This is a genomic window from Burkholderia sp. 9777_1386 (genome assembly GCF_015712265.1).
GTDB lineage: Bacteria > Pseudomonadota > Gammaproteobacteria > Burkholderiales > Burkholderiaceae > Burkholderia > Burkholderia cenocepacia.
Genome location: NZ_JACCQB010000002.1, coordinates 199,961 through 220,762, shown reverse-complemented (window position 1 = coordinate 220,762; position 20,802 = coordinate 199,961). Strand labels below are relative to the sequence as shown.

Annotated in this window: 14 protein-coding genes and 1 pseudogene; 2 read left to right on the top strand and 13 right to left on the bottom strand. The window is 67.8% G+C overall.

What is annotated here, in order from left to right:
* Positions 1-485: 485 nt before the first annotated feature.
* From H0X91_RS03025 to H0X91_RS03005, 5 genes are all read right to left on the bottom strand, one after another.
* Positions 486-1,109 carry a hypothetical protein gene (locus H0X91_RS03025; protein ID WP_058902880.1) on the bottom strand — a complete coding sequence of 208 codons (624 nt, stop codon included), beginning with the start codon at positions 1,107-1,109 and terminating at the stop codon, positions 486-488.
* Positions 1,106-1,798 carry a response regulator gene (locus tag H0X91_RS03020; protein WP_006489056.1) on the bottom strand — a complete coding sequence of 231 codons (693 nt, stop codon included), beginning with the start codon at positions 1,796-1,798 and terminating at the stop codon, positions 1,106-1,108. Before H0X91_RS03020 ends, H0X91_RS03025 begins: the two co-directional genes overlap by 4 nt.
* 101 nt (positions 1,799-1,899) lie before the next feature.
* The gene (locus H0X91_RS03015) at positions 1,900-3,330 is read right to left on the bottom strand and encodes an efflux transporter outer membrane subunit (RefSeq protein ID WP_196432793.1); all 1,431 of its coding nucleotides are present in this window, start codon (positions 3,328-3,330) and stop codon (positions 1,900-1,902) included.
* Between the two features lie 4 nt (positions 3,331-3,334).
* Complete coding sequence (locus H0X91_RS03010; protein ID WP_060268321.1) at positions 3,335-6,478, bottom strand: multidrug efflux RND transporter permease subunit; 3,144 nt, start codon at positions 6,476-6,478, stop codon at positions 3,335-3,337.
* Between the two features lie 20 nt (positions 6,479-6,498).
* A complete protein-coding gene (locus H0X91_RS03005; protein ID WP_058902884.1) occupies positions 6,499-7,659 on the bottom strand; it encodes an efflux RND transporter periplasmic adaptor subunit in 1,161 nt (386 codons plus the stop codon).
* Positions 7,660-7,835: 176 nt separating this feature from the next.
* On the opposite strand from H0X91_RS03005, the pseudogene H0X91_RS03000 reads away from it, so the two are divergent.
* Positions 7,836-8,688 (top strand): annotated as a pseudogene (locus tag H0X91_RS03000) (APH(3') family aminoglycoside O-phosphotransferase).
* A 118-nt stretch (positions 8,689-8,806) separates the two neighbouring features.
* Here the strand turns inward: H0X91_RS03000 and H0X91_RS02995 are convergent.
* The 6 genes from H0X91_RS02995 to H0X91_RS02970 all read right to left on the bottom strand — a co-directional run bounded on the left by H0X91_RS02995 (position 8,807) and on the right by H0X91_RS02970 (position 16,024).
* Positions 8,807-9,277 (bottom strand): VirK family protein, encoded by a 471-nt coding sequence (locus H0X91_RS02995; protein WP_048985241.1) that lies wholly within the window; start codon positions 9,275-9,277, stop codon positions 8,807-8,809.
* An 81-nt stretch (positions 9,278-9,358) separates the two neighbouring features.
* Complete coding sequence (locus H0X91_RS02990; RefSeq protein WP_006483790.1) at positions 9,359-9,970, bottom strand: ankyrin repeat domain-containing protein; 612 nt, start codon at positions 9,968-9,970, stop codon at positions 9,359-9,361.
* A gap of 78 nt (positions 9,971-10,048) precedes the next feature.
* Complete coding sequence (locus H0X91_RS02985) at positions 10,049-11,584, bottom strand: catalase (RefSeq protein ID WP_006495986.1); 1,536 nt, start codon at positions 11,582-11,584, stop codon at positions 10,049-10,051.
* Positions 11,585-11,819: 235 nt separating this feature from the next.
* Positions 11,820-13,307 (bottom strand): efflux transporter outer membrane subunit, encoded by a 1,488-nt coding sequence (locus tag H0X91_RS02980; RefSeq protein ID WP_034202624.1) that lies wholly within the window; start codon positions 13,305-13,307, stop codon positions 11,820-11,822.
* Positions 13,308-13,320: 13 nt separating this feature from the next.
* Positions 13,321-14,907 (bottom strand): MDR family MFS transporter, encoded by a 1,587-nt coding sequence (locus H0X91_RS02975; protein WP_048985245.1) that lies wholly within the window; start codon positions 14,905-14,907, stop codon positions 13,321-13,323.
* On the bottom strand, positions 14,900-16,024 hold the full coding sequence (locus H0X91_RS02970) for an HlyD family secretion protein (protein WP_034202622.1): 1,125 nt from the start codon (positions 16,022-16,024) through the stop codon (positions 14,900-14,902). Before H0X91_RS02970 ends, H0X91_RS02975 begins: the two co-directional genes overlap by 8 nt.
* 91 nt (positions 16,025-16,115) lie before the next feature.
* On the opposite strand from H0X91_RS02970, the gene H0X91_RS02965 reads away from it, so the two are divergent.
* A complete protein-coding gene (locus H0X91_RS02965) occupies positions 16,116-16,949 on the top strand; it encodes a CerR family C-terminal domain-containing protein (RefSeq protein ID WP_077020954.1) in 834 nt (277 codons plus the stop codon).
* A gap of 33 nt (positions 16,950-16,982) precedes the next feature.
* Here H0X91_RS02965 and H0X91_RS02960 read toward each other — a convergent pair whose 3' ends face one another.
* Together H0X91_RS02960 and H0X91_RS02955 are read right to left on the bottom strand one after the other, a co-directional pair.
* Entirely contained in the window at positions 16,983-19,442 is a 2,460-nt protein-coding gene (locus H0X91_RS02960; RefSeq protein WP_196432792.1) for a mechanosensitive ion channel family protein, read from the bottom strand.
* A 335-nt stretch (positions 19,443-19,777) separates the two neighbouring features.
* Positions 19,778-20,737 (bottom strand): LLM class oxidoreductase, encoded by a 960-nt coding sequence (locus tag H0X91_RS02955; protein WP_048985249.1) that lies wholly within the window; start codon positions 20,735-20,737, stop codon positions 19,778-19,780.
* Between the last annotated feature and the right edge of the window lie 65 nt (positions 20,738-20,802).

Genomic DNA, 20,802 nt, shown 5'->3' with positions numbered 1-20,802 from the left:
TGTCTCCGGGGGCGAAATACGGAAAACGCGGTAACGGAAAGGCTGCGCCGCGAGGCGGGGCAGTCGCGCCGGATCCGGCGCGGGCGGGGTTGCTAGAGCAACAGCTTCGTTGTCCTGCTCATTTGATTCGATCCTTCGGCCCGCTGCCGGTGGCAGCCGTCCAGTGAAATGCATCGGGATGCGGCACGCGCCGGCGTGCGAACGAATCATTCGACGGCGCGTACTTCGGTGCAGCGGAAGCGAAAAAACGTGGAGCGGAATCGTTTGCGTGGCAGGCAATCCGTCGGATTGCTTGCATCGGACGGTATCAAGAACGAAAGCGCGATGTCAAACTTTTTTTGATTATATGAAACTAAATTAAATCGAATAAACCGAAATGATTTTGAAAAGATTGGCGGTGTTTTGTAATGTTCAAAACCCGCGATGCAGGTAATGCCGAAAACGACTCGCCGATCATTTCCGATGTGTTTCGAAACGGCCGGCCGTTATCGAGGAAATACTCGAATGGCCGCAGCCTCTCGTTCGGCTAACTGAAGGTCGTCGACGAACCGGAACAGCGCATCGACATGCTGAAGCAGCGCGTCGCGCGACGCAGCATCCGCATCGGTGGCGAGCGTCCTGATGGCGTCGAGCCGGGTTTCGAGTTCGGCGAGCCGGGTGCGCGTGACGCGACTGCTGCTGGCGACGGTGACCGTCGCATCGGATGGATTCGTACGTTTCATTGCATGAGTCATCGCATTGAAGTGCTCGATGAAGCGAGCCACGTCGGCCGGGCAGCCGTCGCGGGAAATGATGCGCGCCGACGGATCGCCGGCGACGATCCGGCCGGCGGTATCCGCCATGGCGTCGAGCGTCGCGAGCATCCGGCGGATCGACCTGACCAGGTCGAATGCCGCGGCCAGCAGGCAGACGAACAGCACCGTCGCCGGCACCAGGTAAGGGGACGCACTGCGGATCATCGCGCCGGCGGTCGCGTCGTGCGGCAACGCGGCCAGCGTAGGCACGGCGTACACGAAGCACGCGACGGTGCAGGCGAGCAGCACGACGACGAGCGCGCCCGTGCCGATCGCCCGCCCGATGTGCCGGCCGGGTCTTGCCGGCAGCGTCACTGCACGCCCCGCAGTCGGTAGCCGACGCCGCGCATCACCTCGGGCATGCCCGGCGCGCCGGCCTGTTCGAGCTTCTTGCGCAGCCTGCAGATGTGGCTGTCGACCGTGCGCTCCAGCGCACTGACGTCGGCCATGCACGCATCGAGCAATTCGCCGCGCGTGAACACGCGGCTCGGCGATCTCGCCATGTGCGCGAGCAGCCGGAACTCCGTCAGCGTCAGCGTGATCGGCACCTCGGTGCCGGCCGTGCGCACGCGGGCCAGATAGCTGTCGGTGTCGATCTCGAGGTCGCCGACGCGCAGCATCCGCATGGTCGGCGGCGCGGCCGACCGGCGCAGGATCGCGCGCAATCGCGCGACGACCTCGGCCGGGTTGAACGGCTTGACGATGTAGTCGTCCGCGCCGGCGTGCAGCGCCTGCAGCCGGTCGAGATCGCGATCGAACGCGGTGACGACGACGATGGGCGTGTTGTCGCGCCGTCGCAGCTCGGCGAGCACGTCCCAGCCGTTCTTCCGCGGCATCTTCACGTCGAGCAGGATCAGGTCGGGTTTCAGGTGCGGTTGCATGTCGAGCACCGCTTGCCCGTCGGCGACGCGATAGGTGCGAAAGCCGTCGTGCTTCAGGTAGGCATCGAGAATGTCCGAGATGTCGGGCTCGTCTTCTGCAATCAGTATCAGGGAATTCGTCATGGAGTGTGCCGTGCGATGTCGAACCATCGGGGCGGCCCGTCGCCGGGCCGGATCACGCCGTTCCGTCACGGTGCCGCGCGGGACGGAACGGCGCCGTTCGCTCAGTTCCGCACCACGCGCTGCGACGGTGCGACGTCCTTGTCCGTCAGGCCGCCGCCGAGCGCCTTGTACAGCGCGACGGCATTGCCGAGCTCGCTGCGGCGCAGGTCCAGCAGCGCCTGTCGTGCCGCATAGAGCTGCCGCTGCGAATCGAGCAACTCCAGCCGTCCCTCGACGCCCGCGCGATAACGCAGGTTCGACAGGTCGGTGCGGCGTTCGGCCGAGCCGACCATGCGCGTTTGCGCGTCGATCTGGCGGCCGAAGGTTTCGCGCCCGGCGATGCCGTCGGCCACTTCGCGGAACGCGGCCTGGATCGCGCGTTCGTATTCGGCGATCGCGCTGGACTTGCGCACTTCCGCGAGGCGCAGCTCGGCGCGCAGCCGGCCGCCCTGGAAGATCGGCACCGTGACCTGCGGCGCGAAGCTCCATACGCGCTGGCCGCCGTCGAACAGACTGCCCATCGCGGGGCTGAGGAAGCCGATCGACGACGTCAGCGACAGGCGCGGGAAGAATGCGGCGCGCGCGGCGCCGATGTCCGCATTCGCGGCGACGAGGTTCTGTTCGGCCTGCCGGATATCCGGCCGACGGAACAGCAGCTCGGACGGCAGGCCGGCCGGCAGTTGCGTCATCACCGGTTGCTGCTGGAGCGGCAGCGGCTCGGGCAGATCCTTCGGCAGCTCGGTGCCGACCAGCAGGCGCAGGGCATTGCGTGCCTGCTCGACGGCGCGCGTGCGCGCTTCGAGATCGGCCGTCGCGCTCGCGACCTGGCCTTCGGCCTGCGCGATGTCGACACCGCTCGCCTGGTGCGCTTCCTTCAGGCGGCGCGCGAGATCGAGCGACTGCCGCCAGTCGGCGAGCGTGCGCTCGGACAACTGGCGTTGCTCGTGCGCGAGGCGCTCGGCGAAGTACGCATCCGCCACGCCGCCGACGAGCGAGATCTGCACCGCGCGGCGGCCGTGGTCGGTCGCGACGTAGCGCGCGAACGCGGCATCCGACTGCGATTTCACGCGGCCGAACAGGTCGATCTCGAACGCGCTGATGCCGACGTTGACGCCGTACTGGTTCTGCGTTGCGCCGAACAGCGGCGGATTCGACTGCGTGTCGTCCGACGTACGCTGGCGCGTGAAGTTCGCGCCGGCGCCGATCGACGGCAGGCGCGCGGAACGCTGGATGCCGTACTGCGCTTCGGCGGCTTCCACGTTCAGCGCCGCCACGCGCAGGTCGCGGTTGTTCTCGAGCGCGAGCTCGATCAGGCGTTGCAGGCGGCGGTCGCCGAACATCGTGCGCCAGCCGAGGTCGGCGGCGTTCGCGTCGAGATCGGCGGCAGCGGCGGCCGTGTAGGCCGTCGGCACCGGCATCGACGGTTTGACCAGCGTCGGCGCGAGCGAGCAGGCCGACAGTGCGAGGACGAGGGGAAGAACAAGCAATCGCATGGCATCAACCTTCCTGTCCGTGAGTCGGGGTGGCCGGCTGCGTGCGGGACGCCCGCCATGCGCCGATGCGCTCCTGGATACTCATCACGAACACAAAGAAAACAGGGACGAAGAAAATGGCCAGCACCGTGGCGGTCACCATGCCGCCGAACACGCCGGTGCCGATCGCGTGCTGCGTCTCGGCGCTGGCGCCGGTCGCGATCATCAGCGGCACGACGCCGAGGCCGAACGCGAGCGAGGTCATCAGGATCGGGCGCAGGCGCAGCTTCGACGCCTGCACGGCCGCTTCGATCAACCCCCTGCCTTCCTCGCGCAACTGCTTCGCGAACTCGACGATCAGGATCGCGTTCTTCGCGGACAGGCCGATCACGGTGATCATCCCGACCTTGAAGAACACGTCGTTCGGCATCCCGCGCAGCAGCACCGCACCGATCGCGCCGATCAGGCCGAGCGGCACCACCAGCATCACCGACAGCGGGATCGACCAGCTTTCGTACAGCGCGGCGAGCACCAGGAACACGACGATCATCGACAGCACCATCAGCATCGGCGCCTGCGACGCCGACTGGCGTTCCTGCAGCGACTGGCCGGTCCACTCGACCGCGAAGCCCGGCGGCAGTTGCGCGGCGAGCCGTTCCATCTCGGCCATCGCCGCGCCGCTCGACTGGCCGGGCGCCGCGTTGCCGGAAATGCGCGCGGACGGATAGCCCTTGAAGCGCACCATCTGCAGCGGCGTGTCGGTCCACACGGGGCGCACCACCTCGGACAGCGGCACCATGCCGCCGGCCGCGTTGCGCACGTACAGCTTCATCACGTTGTCGATCTGCATGCGTGCCGGCGCGTCGGCCTGGATGATCACCTGCTGCATGCGGCCCGCGTTCGGGAAGTCGTTCACGTAGGTCGATCCCATCGCGGTCGACAGCGTGTCGCTGAGCGTCGTGAACGACACGCCGAGCGCCTGCGCCTTCGCGCGGTCGATCTCGAGGCGAATGCTCGTGCCGGCCGGCAGACTGTCGGGGTACACGCCGGTCACGACCTTGCTTTGCGCGGCGAGTTCGAGCAGCTTCGCTTCGGCCGCCTTGAGCGCCGCCGTGCCCTGGTTGGCGCGGTCTTCCAGGCGCATCGAGAAGCCCGAGCTGTTGCCGAGTTCGTCGATGGCCGGCGGCAGCAGGCTCATCACCGTGCCTTCGGTCACGCCGGCCATCGCTTGCTGCGCGAGCATGCCTTCCTCGAGGGTCGATGCGCCGCCGCGGTTCTTCCAGTCCTTCATCACGGACCAGTTGATCGCCGCGTTCGGACCCTGGCCCGAGAAGCCGTAGCCGATCACGGAAATGCTCGACTGGATTGCCGGACGTGAAGCAAGATGCTTCTCCAGCGTTTTGACCACGTCGTGCGTACGCTCGGCGGTAGCGTCCGCGGGCAGCAGAAAGCTGGTGATGAAGTAGCCCTGGTCTTCGTCCGGCAGGAACGACGACGGCAGGCTGCGGAAACCGAGCACCAGTGCGCCCGAAATCGCGACGAACACCAGCATCACGCGGCCCGTGCGGCCGACCAGGCGGCCGACGCGCGTCTCGTACCATTTCGTCAGGCGGTCGAAGCGGCGGTTGAACCAGCCGAAGAAGCCGCGCTTCTCGTGATGGCCCGGTGCGAGCGGCTTGAGCATCGTCGCGCACAGGGCCGGCGTGAGCGTCAGCGCCAGCAGCGCGGAGAACAGGATCGACACGGCCATCGACAGCGTGAACTGCTTGTAGATCACGCCGACCGAGCCGCTCGCCATCGCCATCGGCAGGAACACCGCGGTCAGCACCAGCGTGACGCCGACGATCGCGCCGGTGATCTCCTTCATCGCCTTCGACGTCGCGTCCTTCGGCGACAGTCCTTCCTCGGCCATCAGGCGTTCGACGTTCTCGACGACGACGATCGCATCGTCGACGATGATGCCGATCGCAAGCACCATGCCGAACATCGTCAGCACGTTGATCGAGAAGCCGGTCAGCAGCATCACCGTGAACGTGCCGAGCATCGCGACCGGCGCGACGATGGCCGGGATCAGCGTATAGCGCACGTTCTGCAGGAACAGGTACATCACGAGGAACACGAGCACCATCGCTTCGAGCAGCGTGTGCAGCACTTTCTCGATCGAGATCTTCACGAACGGCGACGTGTCGAGCGGGATCGAGTAGCTCATGCCCGACGGCATCGACTTGCTCAGTTCGGCCATGCGCGCGCGGATCGCGTCCGCCGTCTTCACCGCGTTGGCGCCCGGCGCGAGCTGCACGCCGGCGAGAGTGGCCGGCTTGTTGTTCTCGCGGCTCACGAACGTGTAGTTTTGCGAGCCGAGTTCGACGCGGGCGACGTCGCCGAGCACGACCTTCGAGCCGTCCGCGTTCGCGCGCAGCACGACCTTCGCGAATTCTTCCGACGTCGCGAGCTGACCTTGCGCGGTGAGCGGCACGGTCACGCGCTGGCCCGGCAGCGCGGGCAGCGCACCGAGGCTGCCCGGTGCGATCTGCACGTTCTGCTGGCCGATCGCGGTCGTCAGATCGCTCATCGACAGGCCGAAATTGATCAGCTTCTGCGGATCGACCCAGATGCGCATCGCGCGTTCGGAGCCGAACTGCAGCACACGGCCGACGCCGTCGATGCGCCGCAGTTCCTCGGACACGCTGCGCGCCATGTAGTCGGCGAGCGCGCCTTCGTCGAAGCGGCCGTTGTCGGAGCGCAGGCTGACGATCATCAGGAAGCCGGACGACGCGGATTCGACGATCAGCCCGTTCTGGCGCACGGCGGCGGGCAGGCGCGGCTCGACCGACTTGATCTTGTTCTGCACGTCGACCTGCGCCATCTCCGGATTGGTGCCCGGCTTGAACGTGACGGTGATCTGCGCGCTGCCGGACGTGTCGGCCGACGATTCGAAGTACAGCAGGTTCTTGACGCCGGACAATTCGCGCTCGATGAGGCTCAGCACGCCGTCGTTCATCGTCTGCGGCGTGGCGCCCGGGTAGTTCGCGGTGATCGTGACGGACGGCGGCGCGACCGACGGGTAGCGCGCGACCGGCAGTTGCGGGATCGCGATCAGCCCGGTCAGGATGATGAAGAGCGCGATCACCCACGCAAACACCGGGCGGCGGATAAAGAATTCAGCCATGACTGGAGGCTCCTCGTGACTCAGTGCGCGGACGCGATGGCGGCCGCGTCAGGCGACTTCCAGTCGGTTGCGGCGGCCGGCGCGCCGTCGGTCAGGCGTTCCATGCCTTCGACGACGATCTTCTGGCCGGCCTGCAGGCCCGACTTGATGCGATAGCTGCGGTTCGTCAGTTCGCCGACCTCGACCGCCTTCAGGTGAGCCATACCCTTTGCGTCGAGCACCCACACCTGCGGCTTGCCGCCGGCGCGCACGATCGCCTGTTGCGGCACCATCACGGCGTTGGCGTAGTGCGCGCGCGGAATGCGGGCACGCACGTACATGCCCGGCAGCAGCTGGCGTTTCGGGTTGTCGACCAGCACGCGCAGCAGCACGTCCCCGGTGCCCGGATCGACGTTGACGCCGGAGAACAGCATGCGGCCCTTGACGTCGTAGCGCGTGTCGTCGTCGCGCAGCACGTCGACCGGCAGGCCGTTGCTGTCCGACGCTTGCGGTTGAGCGGCAAGCGCGCCGCGCAGCGCGTCGAGCGACGCGGCCGGTTGACGCACGTCCACGTAGACCTGGTCGATCTGTTGGATGCGCGCCATCGGCTGGCTGTCGCTGCTCGATACCAGCGCGCCTTCGGTCACGAGCGCCTGGTCGATGCGGCCGGCGATCGGCGCTTCCACCGTCGCGAACTTCAGGTCGAGCTGGCGGCGCGCGAGCGTCGCGCGGGCCTGCGCGACGTCGGCCGCGGCCTGGTCGCGTTGCGAGACGGCGTCGTCGTACACCTGGCGGCTGATCGCATCGGCCTCGACGAGCGGCTTGAAGCGCGCGGTCTGCACCTTCGCGCGTTCGAGCGCCGCCTGCGCGCGCTGCAGCGACGCGGCGGCCGTGTCCATCTCGGCCTTGAACGGCGCCGGATTGATCTGGAACAGCGGCTGGCCCACGCGCACTTCGGTGCCTTGTTCGAACAGCCGGCGTTGCACGATGCCGCTCACCTGCGGCCGGATCTCGGCGACCCGCACGGCCGCGACGCGGCCCGGCAGGTCCTCCGTCACGTCGACGCGCGTGGCGGCCACGGTCATGGCCGCCACCGGGGTGGCCGGCGCGGCGGCCGGCTGTTCGGACGGCCCGCAACCCGCCAGCATTGCCGCCACCAGCGCGCATACGGCGCCGTAGCAGCATCGTTTTTGGTTCTTCATAGCGACTCCAGGAAGCGCAGGCAGCCCACTGCCTGCTTTGACGGGGCGGAGTGTGCGTGGATTAGTTGGCGTCTTTGATGCGGAAAGATGGAGATTCGATGGAGCCGGCGAAAGGAGACGAAATGCGGACGTCGGCGAGGGGGGGGATGGTCTGATGAATTGGGCGGCGCTGTATCATGCGCGCGGTGTTGCCGGCACATTGCGTGCCGGCCCCGTCAACGAGGATCGAGTTCGCCGTGACCGATAACGACCCGCTCATCAACGACATGCCTACGACGTGGCAGGCCACGCTGGCCGGCTGCCGATGGACGCGACAGACGGACGGCCAGTCGGATGCCGCGGTGTTCCGGCTCGATGCGCGCGACGGCTCGCGCCGGTTCGTCAAAACCGAGCCGGCGGGGCCGCTCGGCGAATTGCCGGACGAGGCGGTGCGGCTGCGCTGGCTGGCGACGACGGGCGTGCCGGGTGCGCGGGTGCTCGACGTCGCGTCGGCGGCGGGGCGCGAGTGGCTGCTGCTGAGCGCGGTGCGCGGCGACAACCTCGCCGTCGCGTCACTTGCGCCGGACGAAAGTGACGATCGTCGCCGACGCGCTGCGTGCGCTGCATCGGCTCGATCCGGCCACATGCCCGTTCGATCACGGCGCGGCGCGTCGAATCGCGCGCGCCCAGGCACGGATCGACGCAGGGCTCGTCGACGAGGACAACCTCGATGATGCGAATACGGGCGTGCCGCTCGACACGATGTTCGCGAGGTTACTGGCGCAACGGCCGGCGATCGAGGACGGGGTCGTCACGCACGGCGACGCGTGTCTGCCGAACTTCATGGTCGACGACGGCCGCTTCTCCGGCTTCATCGATTGCGGGCGCCTGGGCGTGGCCGATCGCTATCAGGATCTGGCGCTGGCATCGCGCGATATCGAAGCGGACCTGGGCAGCGAATGGGTCGCGCCTTTCTTCGTGCGGTACGGGATCGAACGTCCCGATCCGGAGCGGATCGCTTTCTATCGTCTGCTCGACGAGTTTTTCTGAATCCGAGCCCTGCACGAGCGACGCACGGGACGGTTTGCCTGTTCCGTACGTCAACCCAATTTCGTAGTCGTCCTGATGTTTCGGCGCGGATGCCGGCGTCCACTACGAAGTCCTTGCGTCAGTCGCGATCTCGCCACGCGTAGGCGAAACGAAGACCGTCGCCGAGCGTGCACTGGAAAACCTGCGCGGGCGCGACCGGCTGGTACGTGGTCGGCGACAGCGAGCGGACCGTCACCGTCGCGCTTTCATCCTGCATCACGCGGTACTGGATCAGTTCGAGGACGGTCGCGCCGCTTGGCTGGACGGTGAGGTGCTGGTTGGCGAACGCGAGCGTATTGCCGCCGACTTCCATGAAGTCGCGTATCGCGAAGCCGCCCGACACGGTGGGCGCCGCTGCCTGGGTGCCTGCCTGCTGCGCGTTCTGGCACTGGTTCGGCGAAAAGATCGCGGTGACCGTCACGCCGGCAAAGAGCCGCGTGCGCAACTGGCGATACGAATTGGCGCTGTCCGGTTGGGGGCTCGCGGCGGTTGCCGCGAGACTGGTTGCCACGCCGGCGGCAACCAGAACAATGGCGAAGCGATTCAGCATTTTCCTGTCTCCGTGCGATGAAACCCACGGCACGATAGCACGGTGCATCCGCATTGTTCAGACGGTTGATTCGTAGTCGCGCTACCGTTTGGCGCCCGCCTCCCGCAGTGCGTCCACGGCATACGCGTTGTCGTGCGTCAGCGCGAGTTGAAGCAACGACTGGCCGCGCCGGTCGACATGGTTCGGATTCGCGCCATGCGCGACGAGCAGCGGAATCAGCTCGAAGCGGTTGAACAGCGTCGCGAACCCCAGTGCGGTTTCGCCGGCGCCGTTCGTCTGGTCGATCGGGCAGTGCGTGTCGATCAGGCGCCGCGCGATGTCGGGTTCATTCTTGAAGAGGGCGCCCATCAGCGCCGTATTGCCGTGACGATCGCCCGTGCACGCATTGGCGCCGGCCGATAAAAGGTAGTCGAGCGCCGCGGGCTGGCCGTCGTATGCCGCGAGGATCACGGCCGTATAGCCGTGGCCGTCGGTGGCGTCGACCGGATAGCCGGCGTCGTGCAACGCGCGCAGGATGTCGACGCGGCCGACGCGCGCGGCGTCGAACCAGTCGTCGTCATAGCGGCGTAGCGCGGCAGGGTCGGCCTTGCCGTAGGTTGGCCGGTCGGGCAGGTGCGCGCAGCCGGCGAGCGCGGCCAGCGCGAGCGCCGCCGCGGCCGCGCGGATCGCGTGGGGGAAGCGTTCGAATCGCATGAGGGTGTCCTGATGAAGTGGCCGGGCCGACGTGCGCGGCGCGAGCGCGCACGTCGGCAACGGCCCGAGCCGCGAGGATCAGTTGTCGCTCAGCTTCGCCGCGAGCGACTGCACTTGCTGGACGTTCGCGTGAACGGCCTGCGCGAGACGCGTACCGTAATCGGCGTCGGCCTTGTAGAAGTACGACAGCATCGCGTACTGGTTCTGCGCGTTCTTCACCTGGCCGAGGTCGCCGGACAGCGCGGTGACGAGGTCGTCCTTGTCCTGCTGCGACAGGCTGCGGTAGTACTCGCCCGCCTGACGGAACGGCAGCTTCTTGCGGATCGCTTCCTGCTGCGTCGTGCCGTCGAGCGCCATGCGGACCGATTTGTACTGCGGGTCCTGCGCGAGTTCGTTCAGCGTCGACGGTTCGTAGTTCACCTCGCCCTTGCGGTCGCCGGCATTCATCTTGCCGTCCTGGTTGTTGTTGACCACCGGCACGACGGGGCGATTGATCGGCAGATCCATGTAGTTCGCGCCGAGCCGGTACATCTGCGTGTCGGCGTATGCGAACAGGCGGTCCTGCAGCATCCGGTCCTCGGACGGCTCGATCCCCGGCACGAGCCGCGACGGCGCGAACGCCGATTCCTCGGTCGACTGGAAGTAGTTGTCGGGCACGCGATCGAGCGTCATCGTGCCGATCTTGCGTTCAGGCACGCCGGTCCAGACCTTCGTATCGTCGAGCGCGTCGAAGTCGAAGCGGCTCAGGTCCTTCGGCGTGAGCACCTGCACGTACAGGTCCCACTTCGGGAAATCGCCCTGTTTCAGCGCGCCGTACAGGTCGTTCGTCATCATGTTCCAGTCGCGGCCGATCGATGCGGCGATCTCTTGCGGACGCAGGCCGTGCACCCCTTGCCGGCTCTTCCAGTGGAACTTCACGTAATGCACGTCGCCTTGCGCATTGACGAACTTGAACGCATGCACCGCGAAGCCGTCCATGTGGCGATACGAATCGGGCATGCCCTCGTCCGTGTACAGCCTCGTCAGCATGTGGGTCGCTTCGGGCGTGTGCGCGAAGAAGTCGAACGCGAGGTTCGGGTCCTGCACGCCGGTCACGGCGCTCGGTTTGTTCGCGTGCACGAAGTCGGGGAACTTGATGCCGTCGCGAATGAAGAACACCGGCCAGTTGATGCCGACCATGTCCCAGTTGCCCTGTTGCGTATAGAACTTCACCGCGAAGCCGCGCGGGTCGCGCGCCTGTTCGGGCGAGCCGCGATAGCCCATCACGGTGGAGAAGCGCACGAACACCGGCGTGCGGGTGCCCGGCGTGAAGACTTTCGCTTTCGTCAGGTCGGAGATGTCGGCGCTCGGCACGAACTCGCCGAATGCACCGGTGCCGCGCGCATGCACGACGCGCTCCGGAATGCGCTCGCGATCGAAGCGCTGCAGCTTCTCGATGAGCGCGGAGTCTTGCAGCAGCACCGGGCCGGCGGGGCCGGCCGTCTGCGAATTCTGGTTGTCGCCGACGGGCGCGCCGGTGTCGCGCGTGAGTTCGGCGGCGTACGGCGAAGCGGAGAGTGCCACGCAGATTGCGGCGACTGCGTGCCGTAGCACGCGAGGGGAAGATGAGGACATGACGATGGAACTCCTTGAATCCGATCGGTGGTGGGGAAGCCGACTGAATTAGAAGAGATCGTCAGACGATTGGCTAATTGATATTCGATATGTTTTCGATAGTCGCGGCGTCGAGGCGGCGCGAACCGTTCGTTGCGCGGGAAGCGAAGCAGTATTGTTGCGCGCGCAATGAGTTGTTGCGGAATTGTTTCGACGAGCATGATGCATCGGTCGTGCATGATTTGAGTCGGCGCCGTCAACCGGCGCTTGCCTGCCATCCGAGCCCGAGGCTCTTCTGCACCGACACGTAATTCTTGATCAGTTCGGCTTGCCCGGCGATCACGTTCTGCTGCGCGGACAACGCTTCCCGTTGCGTGTCGAGCAGGTCGATCATCGACGCGACGCCCGCGCGATAGCGCTGGTCCATCAGCGTGCGCGAATGCACGGCCGACGTTTGCACCTTCGTCAACGCGACGACGTGCTCGCGCTGATGCCCGTAACGCTGCAACGCGGTGTTGGCATCCTGCAATGCACCGAGCACGGCCTTCTGATAGTTCGCTTCCGCTTCGTCGCGCGACGCTTCGGCCGCGCGCACCGCGCCGCGCGTGCGTCCGAAGTCGAGAATGTTCCATTGCAGGTACGGCGCGCCGACCCACGTGAAATTCTGCTTGCGGAACAGGTGGCCGGGGTCGGTCGCGCTGAAACCGAGATCGCCGAGCAACGTCACCTTCGGGAAATAGTCGGCGACATGCTCGCCGATCTGCGCATTGCTCGACGCGAGCCGGCGCTCGGCCGCGCGAATATCGGGGCGCTGTTTCAGCAGCGTGGCCGGATCGCCGATCGCAACGCTGGCGGGCAGCGTCGGCAAGGCCGCGTCCGGGGTCGACAGCGCCGCATCGAGCGCGCCCGGCGCGCGGCCCGTCAGGATCGCGAGCCGGTCGAGCGACTCGGTGACCTGCGCATCGAGCGGGATCAGCGACGCGCGCGTGTTCTCGACCTGCGTCGTCAGGCGCTCGATGTCCGTATCGGCCGCGACGCCGCGTGCGCGGCGCTGCTGCGTGAGGTCGAGCATCTGCTGCTGCAATTGCGCGGTGCGTCGCGACAACGCCAGCCGTTGCTGCTGGTCGCGCAGGTCGACATACGCATTCGCGACTTCGGCCGCGATCGACACCTGCGTGTCGGCGAGATCGGCATCGACCGCTTCGGCCTGGGCGGACGCGGCTTCGACCGCGCGGCGCGTGCCGCCGAACAGGTCGATTTCCCAGGTCGCGTCGAAGCCTGCCGAATAGAGTTGCAGCGGCCCCGAGCCGCCGAGCGACGGCGACGCGCCACCCGACTGGCCCGAGCCGTTCGACGGCAGCAGCGAGCCGGCCGCGCCGACGTCCGGTTCCCGCATGCGGATGGCCGCGACGGTGGCCGACGATTTCGGCATCTGCGCGGCGCGCTGTTGCGAGAGCTGCGCGCGGGCCGCGCGCAAGCGGGCCTGCGCCGCGTGCAGATCGGGGTTGTACACGAGTGCGGCGATGATCAGCTCGTCGAGCTGGCGATCGTTCAGCGCGTGCCACCACGCGCTCGGTGCGGGCGCGGCGGTGTCGACGCCGGTGGCCGGCGCACGCACGAAGGTCGGCGCATCCGGCGCGGCGGGCGCGCCGCGGTAGTCGGGGCCGACCGTGCAGCCGGCGAGCAGGCATGCGGCCGCGCACAGGGTGAGCGCGGGGCGGCGGGGCAGGGAGAGGGGTTTCATCGCGTATGACGGGTCAATGGCCGGACGACATCGGTTGCGGCCCGCGCGGCGTTCTCAGCAGCAGCGCGAGCGGCACGCAGGCGAGCAGCGCGAGGCCCAGCAGGTAGAAGGTTTCGGAGTAGGTCATCACGATGGCCTGGATCTGGATCTGCTGCGCCAACTGGCCGAGCGCGCGCAGGTTCGAATACGCGAGATCGCCGGTGTGCGCGAACCAGTTGGCCGTATAGGCCGACAGTCGATCCTGCCCGATCAGCGAGTTCGCGCTCACCGATTCGCGCAGCGCGGCCGTATGGAAGGTCGTGCGCCGGTCGATCACGGTGCCGATGATCGCGAGCCCGATCGAGCCGCCGAGGTTGCGCGCCATGTTGTAGAGCCCGGCCGCATCGCCCGAGTCTTCGCGCGCGACGGCCGCCATCGACGCCTGGTTGAGCGGCATCATCGCGAGCATCTGCGCGAGACCGCGAATCAGCTGCGACCACACGAAATCATGGCCCACGCTCTGCGCGGTCAGGCTGATGTCGAGCATGCAGCTCAGGCAGAACAGCAGCAGCCCCGTGATCACGAGGAGGCGGAAATCCACCTTGCCGAGCAGGCGCGGCAGGATCGGCATCACGAGAAAGGCCGGCAGCCCCGACAGCAGCATGATCGCGCCGGCCTGTTCCGCGTTGTAGCCGGCGACGATTGCGAGGAACTGCGGCAGCAGGTAGGACACGCCGTACAGCCCGGCGCCGACCGCGGATACGATCACGATCACGCTCGCGTAGCGCGGGTTGCGCATCAACGACAGCCGCATGATCGGCCGCTTCGCGAAGCGTTGCGACAGCGCGATCAGGACCATCCCGACGAACGACACGATGCTCAGCGTGACGATCATCTGCGATTCGAACCAGCGTTCGCGCTGGCCTTCCTCGAGCACGACGGTCAGCGAGCTGAGGCCGATCGCGAGACCGAAGATGCCGAGCCAGTCCGCGTTGAAGAACGCACTCCAGTGCGGCCGGTCCGACGGCAGCCCGAACACCAGCAGCGCCATCAGCAGCAGGCACACGGGCAGGTTCAGGAAGAAGCACCAGCTCCAGTTCACGTTTTCCGCGAGCCAGCCGCCCAGCACCGGGCCGAACAGCGGCCCGAGCAGCACGATCAGGCCGAACAGCGTCATCCCGACCGGCAACTGCGACAGCGGCAGGCGCGTGCGGATGATGGTCTGCGCGGTCGGGATCAGCGCGCCGCCCGTGAAGCCCTGGCCGATCCGGCCGGCGATCATCATCGGCAGCGAGTGCGACCAGCCGCACATCATCGAGAACGCGATGAACAGCGCGGAGTTCGTCAGCAGGAAATTGCGCAACCCGAACACGCGCGTGAGCCAGGCGGCGAGCGGGATCATCACGATTTCCGACATCAGGTAGCCGGTCGAGATCCACGTGCCTTCGGTGCCGGTCGCGCCGATTTCGCCCTGGATCTGCGGCAGCGCGGAGTTCGTGATCGAGATGTCGAGCGTCGCCATCAGCGCGCCGAGCGCGCCGGCCGCGACCGCGATCCAGTCGGTCACGCTCGCGCGGCCTTCGTGCGGCGGCGCGGGCATCGTGGCGGGCGTATCAGCCATGATGCTGCTCGTCGCGGGCGGAGCGCGTATCGACGTCGACCGTCACCGACAGCCCGGGCAACAGCATGCGCTGCGCGCGGGCGTTCGCGGCGAGACGGATGCGCACCGGCACGCGCTGGACGATCTTCGTGAAGTTGCCGGTCGCGTTCTCGGGCGGCAGCAGCGCGAACTGCGCACCGGTGCCGGGCGCGAAGCTGTCGACGACGCCGGACAGCGGGCCGTCCGGCAGCGCATCGACATGCAGCTCGACGGGTTGGCCGATGCGCATGTTGCCGATCTGCGTTTCCTTGAAGTTCGCGACGAGATAGATCGAGTCGACCGGCACGACGGTCAGCAGGCGCGTGCCGGGCTGCACGTATTGCCCGACGCGCACCGTGCGATCGCCGACGCGGCCCGCGAGCGTGCTGCGCACGATCGTGTTGTCGAGGTCGAGTTGCGCCTGTGCGGCGCTGGCCTGCGCAGCCTCGAGCTGCGCGCGTGCCTGCTGGAGCTGCGCGGTGAACGACGCGATCTGCGTGCGGGCGGCGGCGATCGACGCGTTGTTCGCGGCGAGCGTCGCCGCCGCCTGATCGCGCGTGCTCTTCAGGTCGGCCACGCGTTCATGCGTTTCGGCGCCCGTCGCCGCGAGGGGTGCGTAGCGCGTGTACTCGTCGCTCGCGTGCTGCGCGTTGATGCGCGACACCTTCGCCTGCGCGTCGGCCTGCTCGAGGTTCGCGTGCTGCTGGCTGATGTCGGCTTCGGCGCGCGCGATATCGGCGCGACGGGCGTCGACGGTCGCCAGCGCCTGCGCGAGCGCCACCTGGTACTGGCGGACGTCGAGCCGCACGAGCGGATCGCCGGCCTTCACGGGCTGGTTGTCGCGCACATAGACGTCGGTCACGTAGCCGGCCACCTTCGGTGCGGCGGTCATGCTGTCCGCCTGCAGATACGCGTCGTTGGTGCTTTCGATGAAACGTCCGACCGTCCACCAGCGGCCGAGCCACACCGCGCCGCCGATGGCCGCGAGCACGGCGACCGCGAGCAGGACGCGCCGTTTCGTTCCGCCGTTCCGGTTGCGCGGCATTGTTCCGTTTTCCTGACGATCTGCTTTCTGTGGCGGGTCTTGTGGCGTCGACATGCGGGATCCAATTTATTCCGAGTGGAAGAATTATTCCAGTTGGTAAAATTGTGTCAAGTAGAATGTCGATCGATCGAATGACGAGGAAGGCATGAACGAAGCGAAGAAGCTGCGCCGCACGTCGGCGGGCGGCTACGCGCGCGGCGACGAGACGCGCCAGCGGATCATCGAGGCGGCGATCGAACTGTTCGGCGAACGTGGGTTCGCGGGCGCGTCGACGCGCGAGATCGCCGCGATGGCGGGCGTGAACGCGCCGGCGCTCCAGTACTACTTCGAGAACAAGGAAGGCGTGTACCGCGCGTGCGTCGAGACGATCGCGGAGCACGGCTGGGCGGTGTTCGCGCCGGCGGTCGGCCATGCGCGGGCGATGCTCGAGGCCCACGCGAGCGTCGACGAACTGATCGATGCGTTCATCGGGCTGCTGCGCGCGCTGTCGGACCGGATGTTCACCGCGCCGAAGACGATGAACCAGCGGATGTTCTTCGCGCGCGAGCAGGGCGGCCAGGAACCGGCGAGCGCAAGCGAGATCCTGATGACGCGCATGCGCAAGCCGCTCAACGACGTGAGCGCCGAGCTGATCGGCCGCATCACCGGCCGGCCGGCCGACGATCCCGTCACGCGGTTGCGCGCGCTGAGCCTGTTCGGGCAGATTACGGTGTTCCACATCGCGCAGCGTTCGGCGCTGCAGTTGCTCGAATGGGACGCGTTCGAGGGCGAACGCGCGGCGCTGGTGACCGAAACGATTGCCGACCAGACCCGCGTGCTGCTCGAGCAGTGGCATGCGCAGCGCGATGCGGGTGCCGCCGATTCGGAAGCCGTTGCGAAGCGCGGGCAGGGTGCCGTCGCGAAGCGCGCGGCGAAGCCGGGGGCGGCACCGCCCGCGGCGAAACGCACGGCGCGCGTGAAGAAGCCTGCCGCGCGTTGAGCGCGGCAGGTTACCTGTCCCGGGCGATCGCGATCAACCCGGCTTGCGCGCCGCTTCGTCGGGCGACGGCGGCGGGGCTGCCGTATCGGCGGCATTCCGCGTGTCGGCGCGCGGATCGTTTTCGTCGGCGGCGACAGGCCGCGAGCCGTCCGCATAGGCCACGACGCTGCGCTGCGGATTGGCGATCCGGATTCCGCGTTCGCGGAACGTCTCGGCGATCCGCCGGTTGAATTCGCGCTGCACGCTCCAGCGCGCCGAGTCCGTGCACTGCATCTGTCCGGCCAGCGCGAGCGCCGCGCCGTCGACCTGGTCGATACCCCAGTAGCTGAAGTCCGACAGGATGCCGTCGTGATACTTCGGATCGTCGCGCAATGCGGCGCCGATTTCCTTCAGCGTCGCGATCGCGCGGTCGATGTCCTCGCCATACGCGATGCTGACCTTGACGGCCGCGTTGCCGAGCCCGCGATTCGTGTTGTTGACGGTCGTCACCGAGCTGAACGGGATCGTGTACAGCGACCCGTCGCCGGCGCGCAGCCGCACGGTGCGGATCGACAGGTATTCGACCGTGCCCGACACGCCGGCGAGCGTGACCCAGTCGCCGACCTGCATCGCGTTTTCCATCAGCAGGAAGATCCCGGTGATGAAATCCTGCACCAGCTTCTGCGAGCCGAAGCCCAGCGCGACGCCGAAGATGCTGGCGCCGGCGAGCAGCGGCCCGACGTTCACGCCGAGTTCGCTGAGGCCCGTCAGCACGACGACGAGCGCGATCATCACGAACAGCAGCGAGCGCAGCATCGGCAGCAGCGTGCGCAGCCGCGCCGCGCGCACCAGGTTGCCTTCGCGCGTCCAGCGCTGCAGACGGCGCTCGATCGCGATGTTGGCCGCTTCCCACACGACGAGTGCGACGATCGCCGCGATCGCGATCGTCACCAGCGCGGACGCGAGCCGGTGGCCGATCGTGCCGGTTTCGAACGCGCGGAAGATCGGCACGCCCCAGATCTGCAGCAGCAGCACGAGGGTCACGACGCCGATCGCCCCGGACACGATCTGGCGCAGCAGCGGGTAGTAGCGGTACGCGTGCAGATGAACGAGCGTGCGGTCGTCCTCGCGGCGCTGGAACAGCCGCGCGAGCGCGCCGAACACGACGATCGACACCATCCGCATCGCGATCATCACCGCGATCGAGCGGCCGCCGAGCGTGATCAGCACGCGATAACCGTTGTGGACGTCGAGCGCCCACACGAACCACAGCGCCATCACGATGAAGACCGAGACGGGCGCCCACGCGTCCGCGAGCGCGTTGCCGACGACCGAGAAGGTCGGGCGATCCGCGCCGGCGGCACGGATGCGTGCCGCGACCGGCCGCCGGCACTGCAGGATCAGCACCGAGATCATCACGTGGCCGACGAGCGCGACGGCCTTCAGCAGCGCGACATGGCCGGCTTCGTTCAGACCGAAGTTCGCGGCGATCTCGACGGCCGCCGTGCATGTGCCGACCACGACCACGATCCGTGCGATCGAGCGTTGCGCGAATTCGGCCCATGCGTCGCTGATATGCAGCAGCCGCAATTGCCGCGCATCGGGCTGGAAGAACAGCCGGCTGACGATCGTGACGAGCCGGCAGATCACGTAGATGTCGATCAATGCTTCGAGCGCGGCGTCGATCGGCGTGCCGGCTTCGTCGAGCAACGACATCGTCAGGCTCGCGACACCGACGAATACGAGCAGCGGCACCACGCGCAGCGCGAGACTGACGAGCGCGCGCGGCAGCCGGTGCAGCAGCGTGGTGTGTCGGCGTGCATGGCCGCGGCTTTGCGTGGACGAGGGAGCGTCGACCGTGTCGGCGTGATCGGGTGGGGCGGATGTATCGGGCGGCGGTGCGTGATCCTCGTCCGATGCGGCGGAATCGGACGCGGTGCGGCGCGACGTATCGGCGCGGCGTGCGGCCACCGCGGCCAGCGCGCGTCGCAACACCCGCTTCGCGAGCCATTCGACGACGAGCGCCGGCAGGAGCACCGCGAGGAGGATCCCGAGCGTGCGAGTGAGATCCGCCCGCTGGTCGGCGCGCACCAGCTTGTCGTGCCACCAGCTGCCCACCGACCCGATGTCGAGCAGCGAGCGCAGCGATTCCTGCAGCGCGTTGCCGATCTGAGCGGCCCAGCGCGATCCCTGGCGGACGAGCATCGACGCGAGCCCGTTCGACGTGAGCGCGGCCGGCGCGGCGGCCGCCGATGCGCCGCTGGCCGCAGACGCTGCGCTGGCCGGCACCGCCGGTGCGCTCAACGCGCCGACCGCCGCGATGGCGCGTAGCGTCGTTTCGACTTGCGCGCGCTCGCGCGGGTTTTCGAGCACATTCAGTGCCTGCCGCGCCTGTTGCGGCGTCAGTGCGGGCGCGGCGTCGGAGGCGGCCGACGCGGCGGCCGGAGCGGGAGCGGTCGCGTGAGCGGCCGAGACGACGGCGGCGAGCAGCCAGCCGAGAAGGATATGTCGCATGGAGTGGGCATGCGGGTGCGTGTCGTCACGCGGCCCGCCAGGCTGAACGATGGACGGAAGTTAACATGATCGCGATCGGGACCGAATAGTTCCGTCGTTCCGTCGCCGACGATTCGGATCGGGCATGCGCGACGCCGGCCATGCAGGCGCGCAAGTCGTGTGCCGGACGCAGACCGTCGGCTGTCCGATATCGGACGCAAGATCCCGCTTCCCCGATCGTAAGGAGCCTGTCACGCGGGTTTATCGACGCCGGCGCGGGATGCGTCACCCAGCGAGCGCTCGTTCGATCACGATCCACGCGTGCATTCCATCACGGAATTCGGATTCCTGATTAATTACGCCTGCTCGTCATGAAATACCGGCAAGACGTGCTCGGCGATTTCTTCGATGACCTCGCGCACGGGTCGGTCCGAGCCCAGGTTCAGCGTGACATGATGCGTACCCGCCGTGCGCATGTCCCGCAGGATGTCGACCAACGCGCGGCGCCCGGTAGCGTAACCGAGCGGCAGCGCGGTGGCCGGCGTATCGGGGTGCGTGGCGAGATCGAGCCGCATCGAGACGCCGAACGCGCGAAACGGCGGCGACGCGAGCCGGTCGACCGCCGCGCGCCACATCGAATAGCGGGCGCGCTGCGTATCCGGATCGCGGTGATACGTCATCCAGCCGATCGAATGCCGGGCGATCCAGTCGACGCTCTGTCCACCCGAGCCGACCGCAAGCATCGGCACCGCGTCGCCGTCGCGCGGCAGCAGCGTGAATTCGGGCGCATCGGGCGGCGCTTCGTCGGGCAGCACGCGCGACGGCACGCCGAGCGCGGCCGCGACGACGTCCCAGTGCGCGCGATAGCGGTCGCGCCGCGTTTGCGCGTCGACGCCGAACGCCGCGTATTCGGGCGGCCGGTCGCCGGAGCCGAGCCCGAGGATGAAGCGCCCGCCCGACAGCGTCGCGACCGACAGCGCACCTTTCGCGATATGCAGCGGATGGCGCAGCGGCAGCACGATCGCGCCGCTGGCGAGCGCGATCCGGCGGGTGCGCGACGCCAGCGCGCCGAGCAGCACCCACGGATCGAGGTGGCCGACCGGGTCCGGATAGTCGGCGCTGTTCAGCGGCACGTCGCGAATCCACAGCGCGCGAAAGCCGAGCGAATCGGCCAGCGCCGCGAGTTCGAGCTGTTCGTTGAAGTCCGCGACGATGTGGCCGCTGCGAAGCAGCGGAAGCGTGAGGCCGATCGACAGCCGCCCGGCCGAGAAGACGCGATGCGCGACGTCGGCGCGGGTGGAAGCGGAAGGGGTCATGGCGAGTCCTTGGGGGCGAGGCGACGGGAACGCGCGGCGTTCCGTGTCCGAATGCTAGCGTGTTT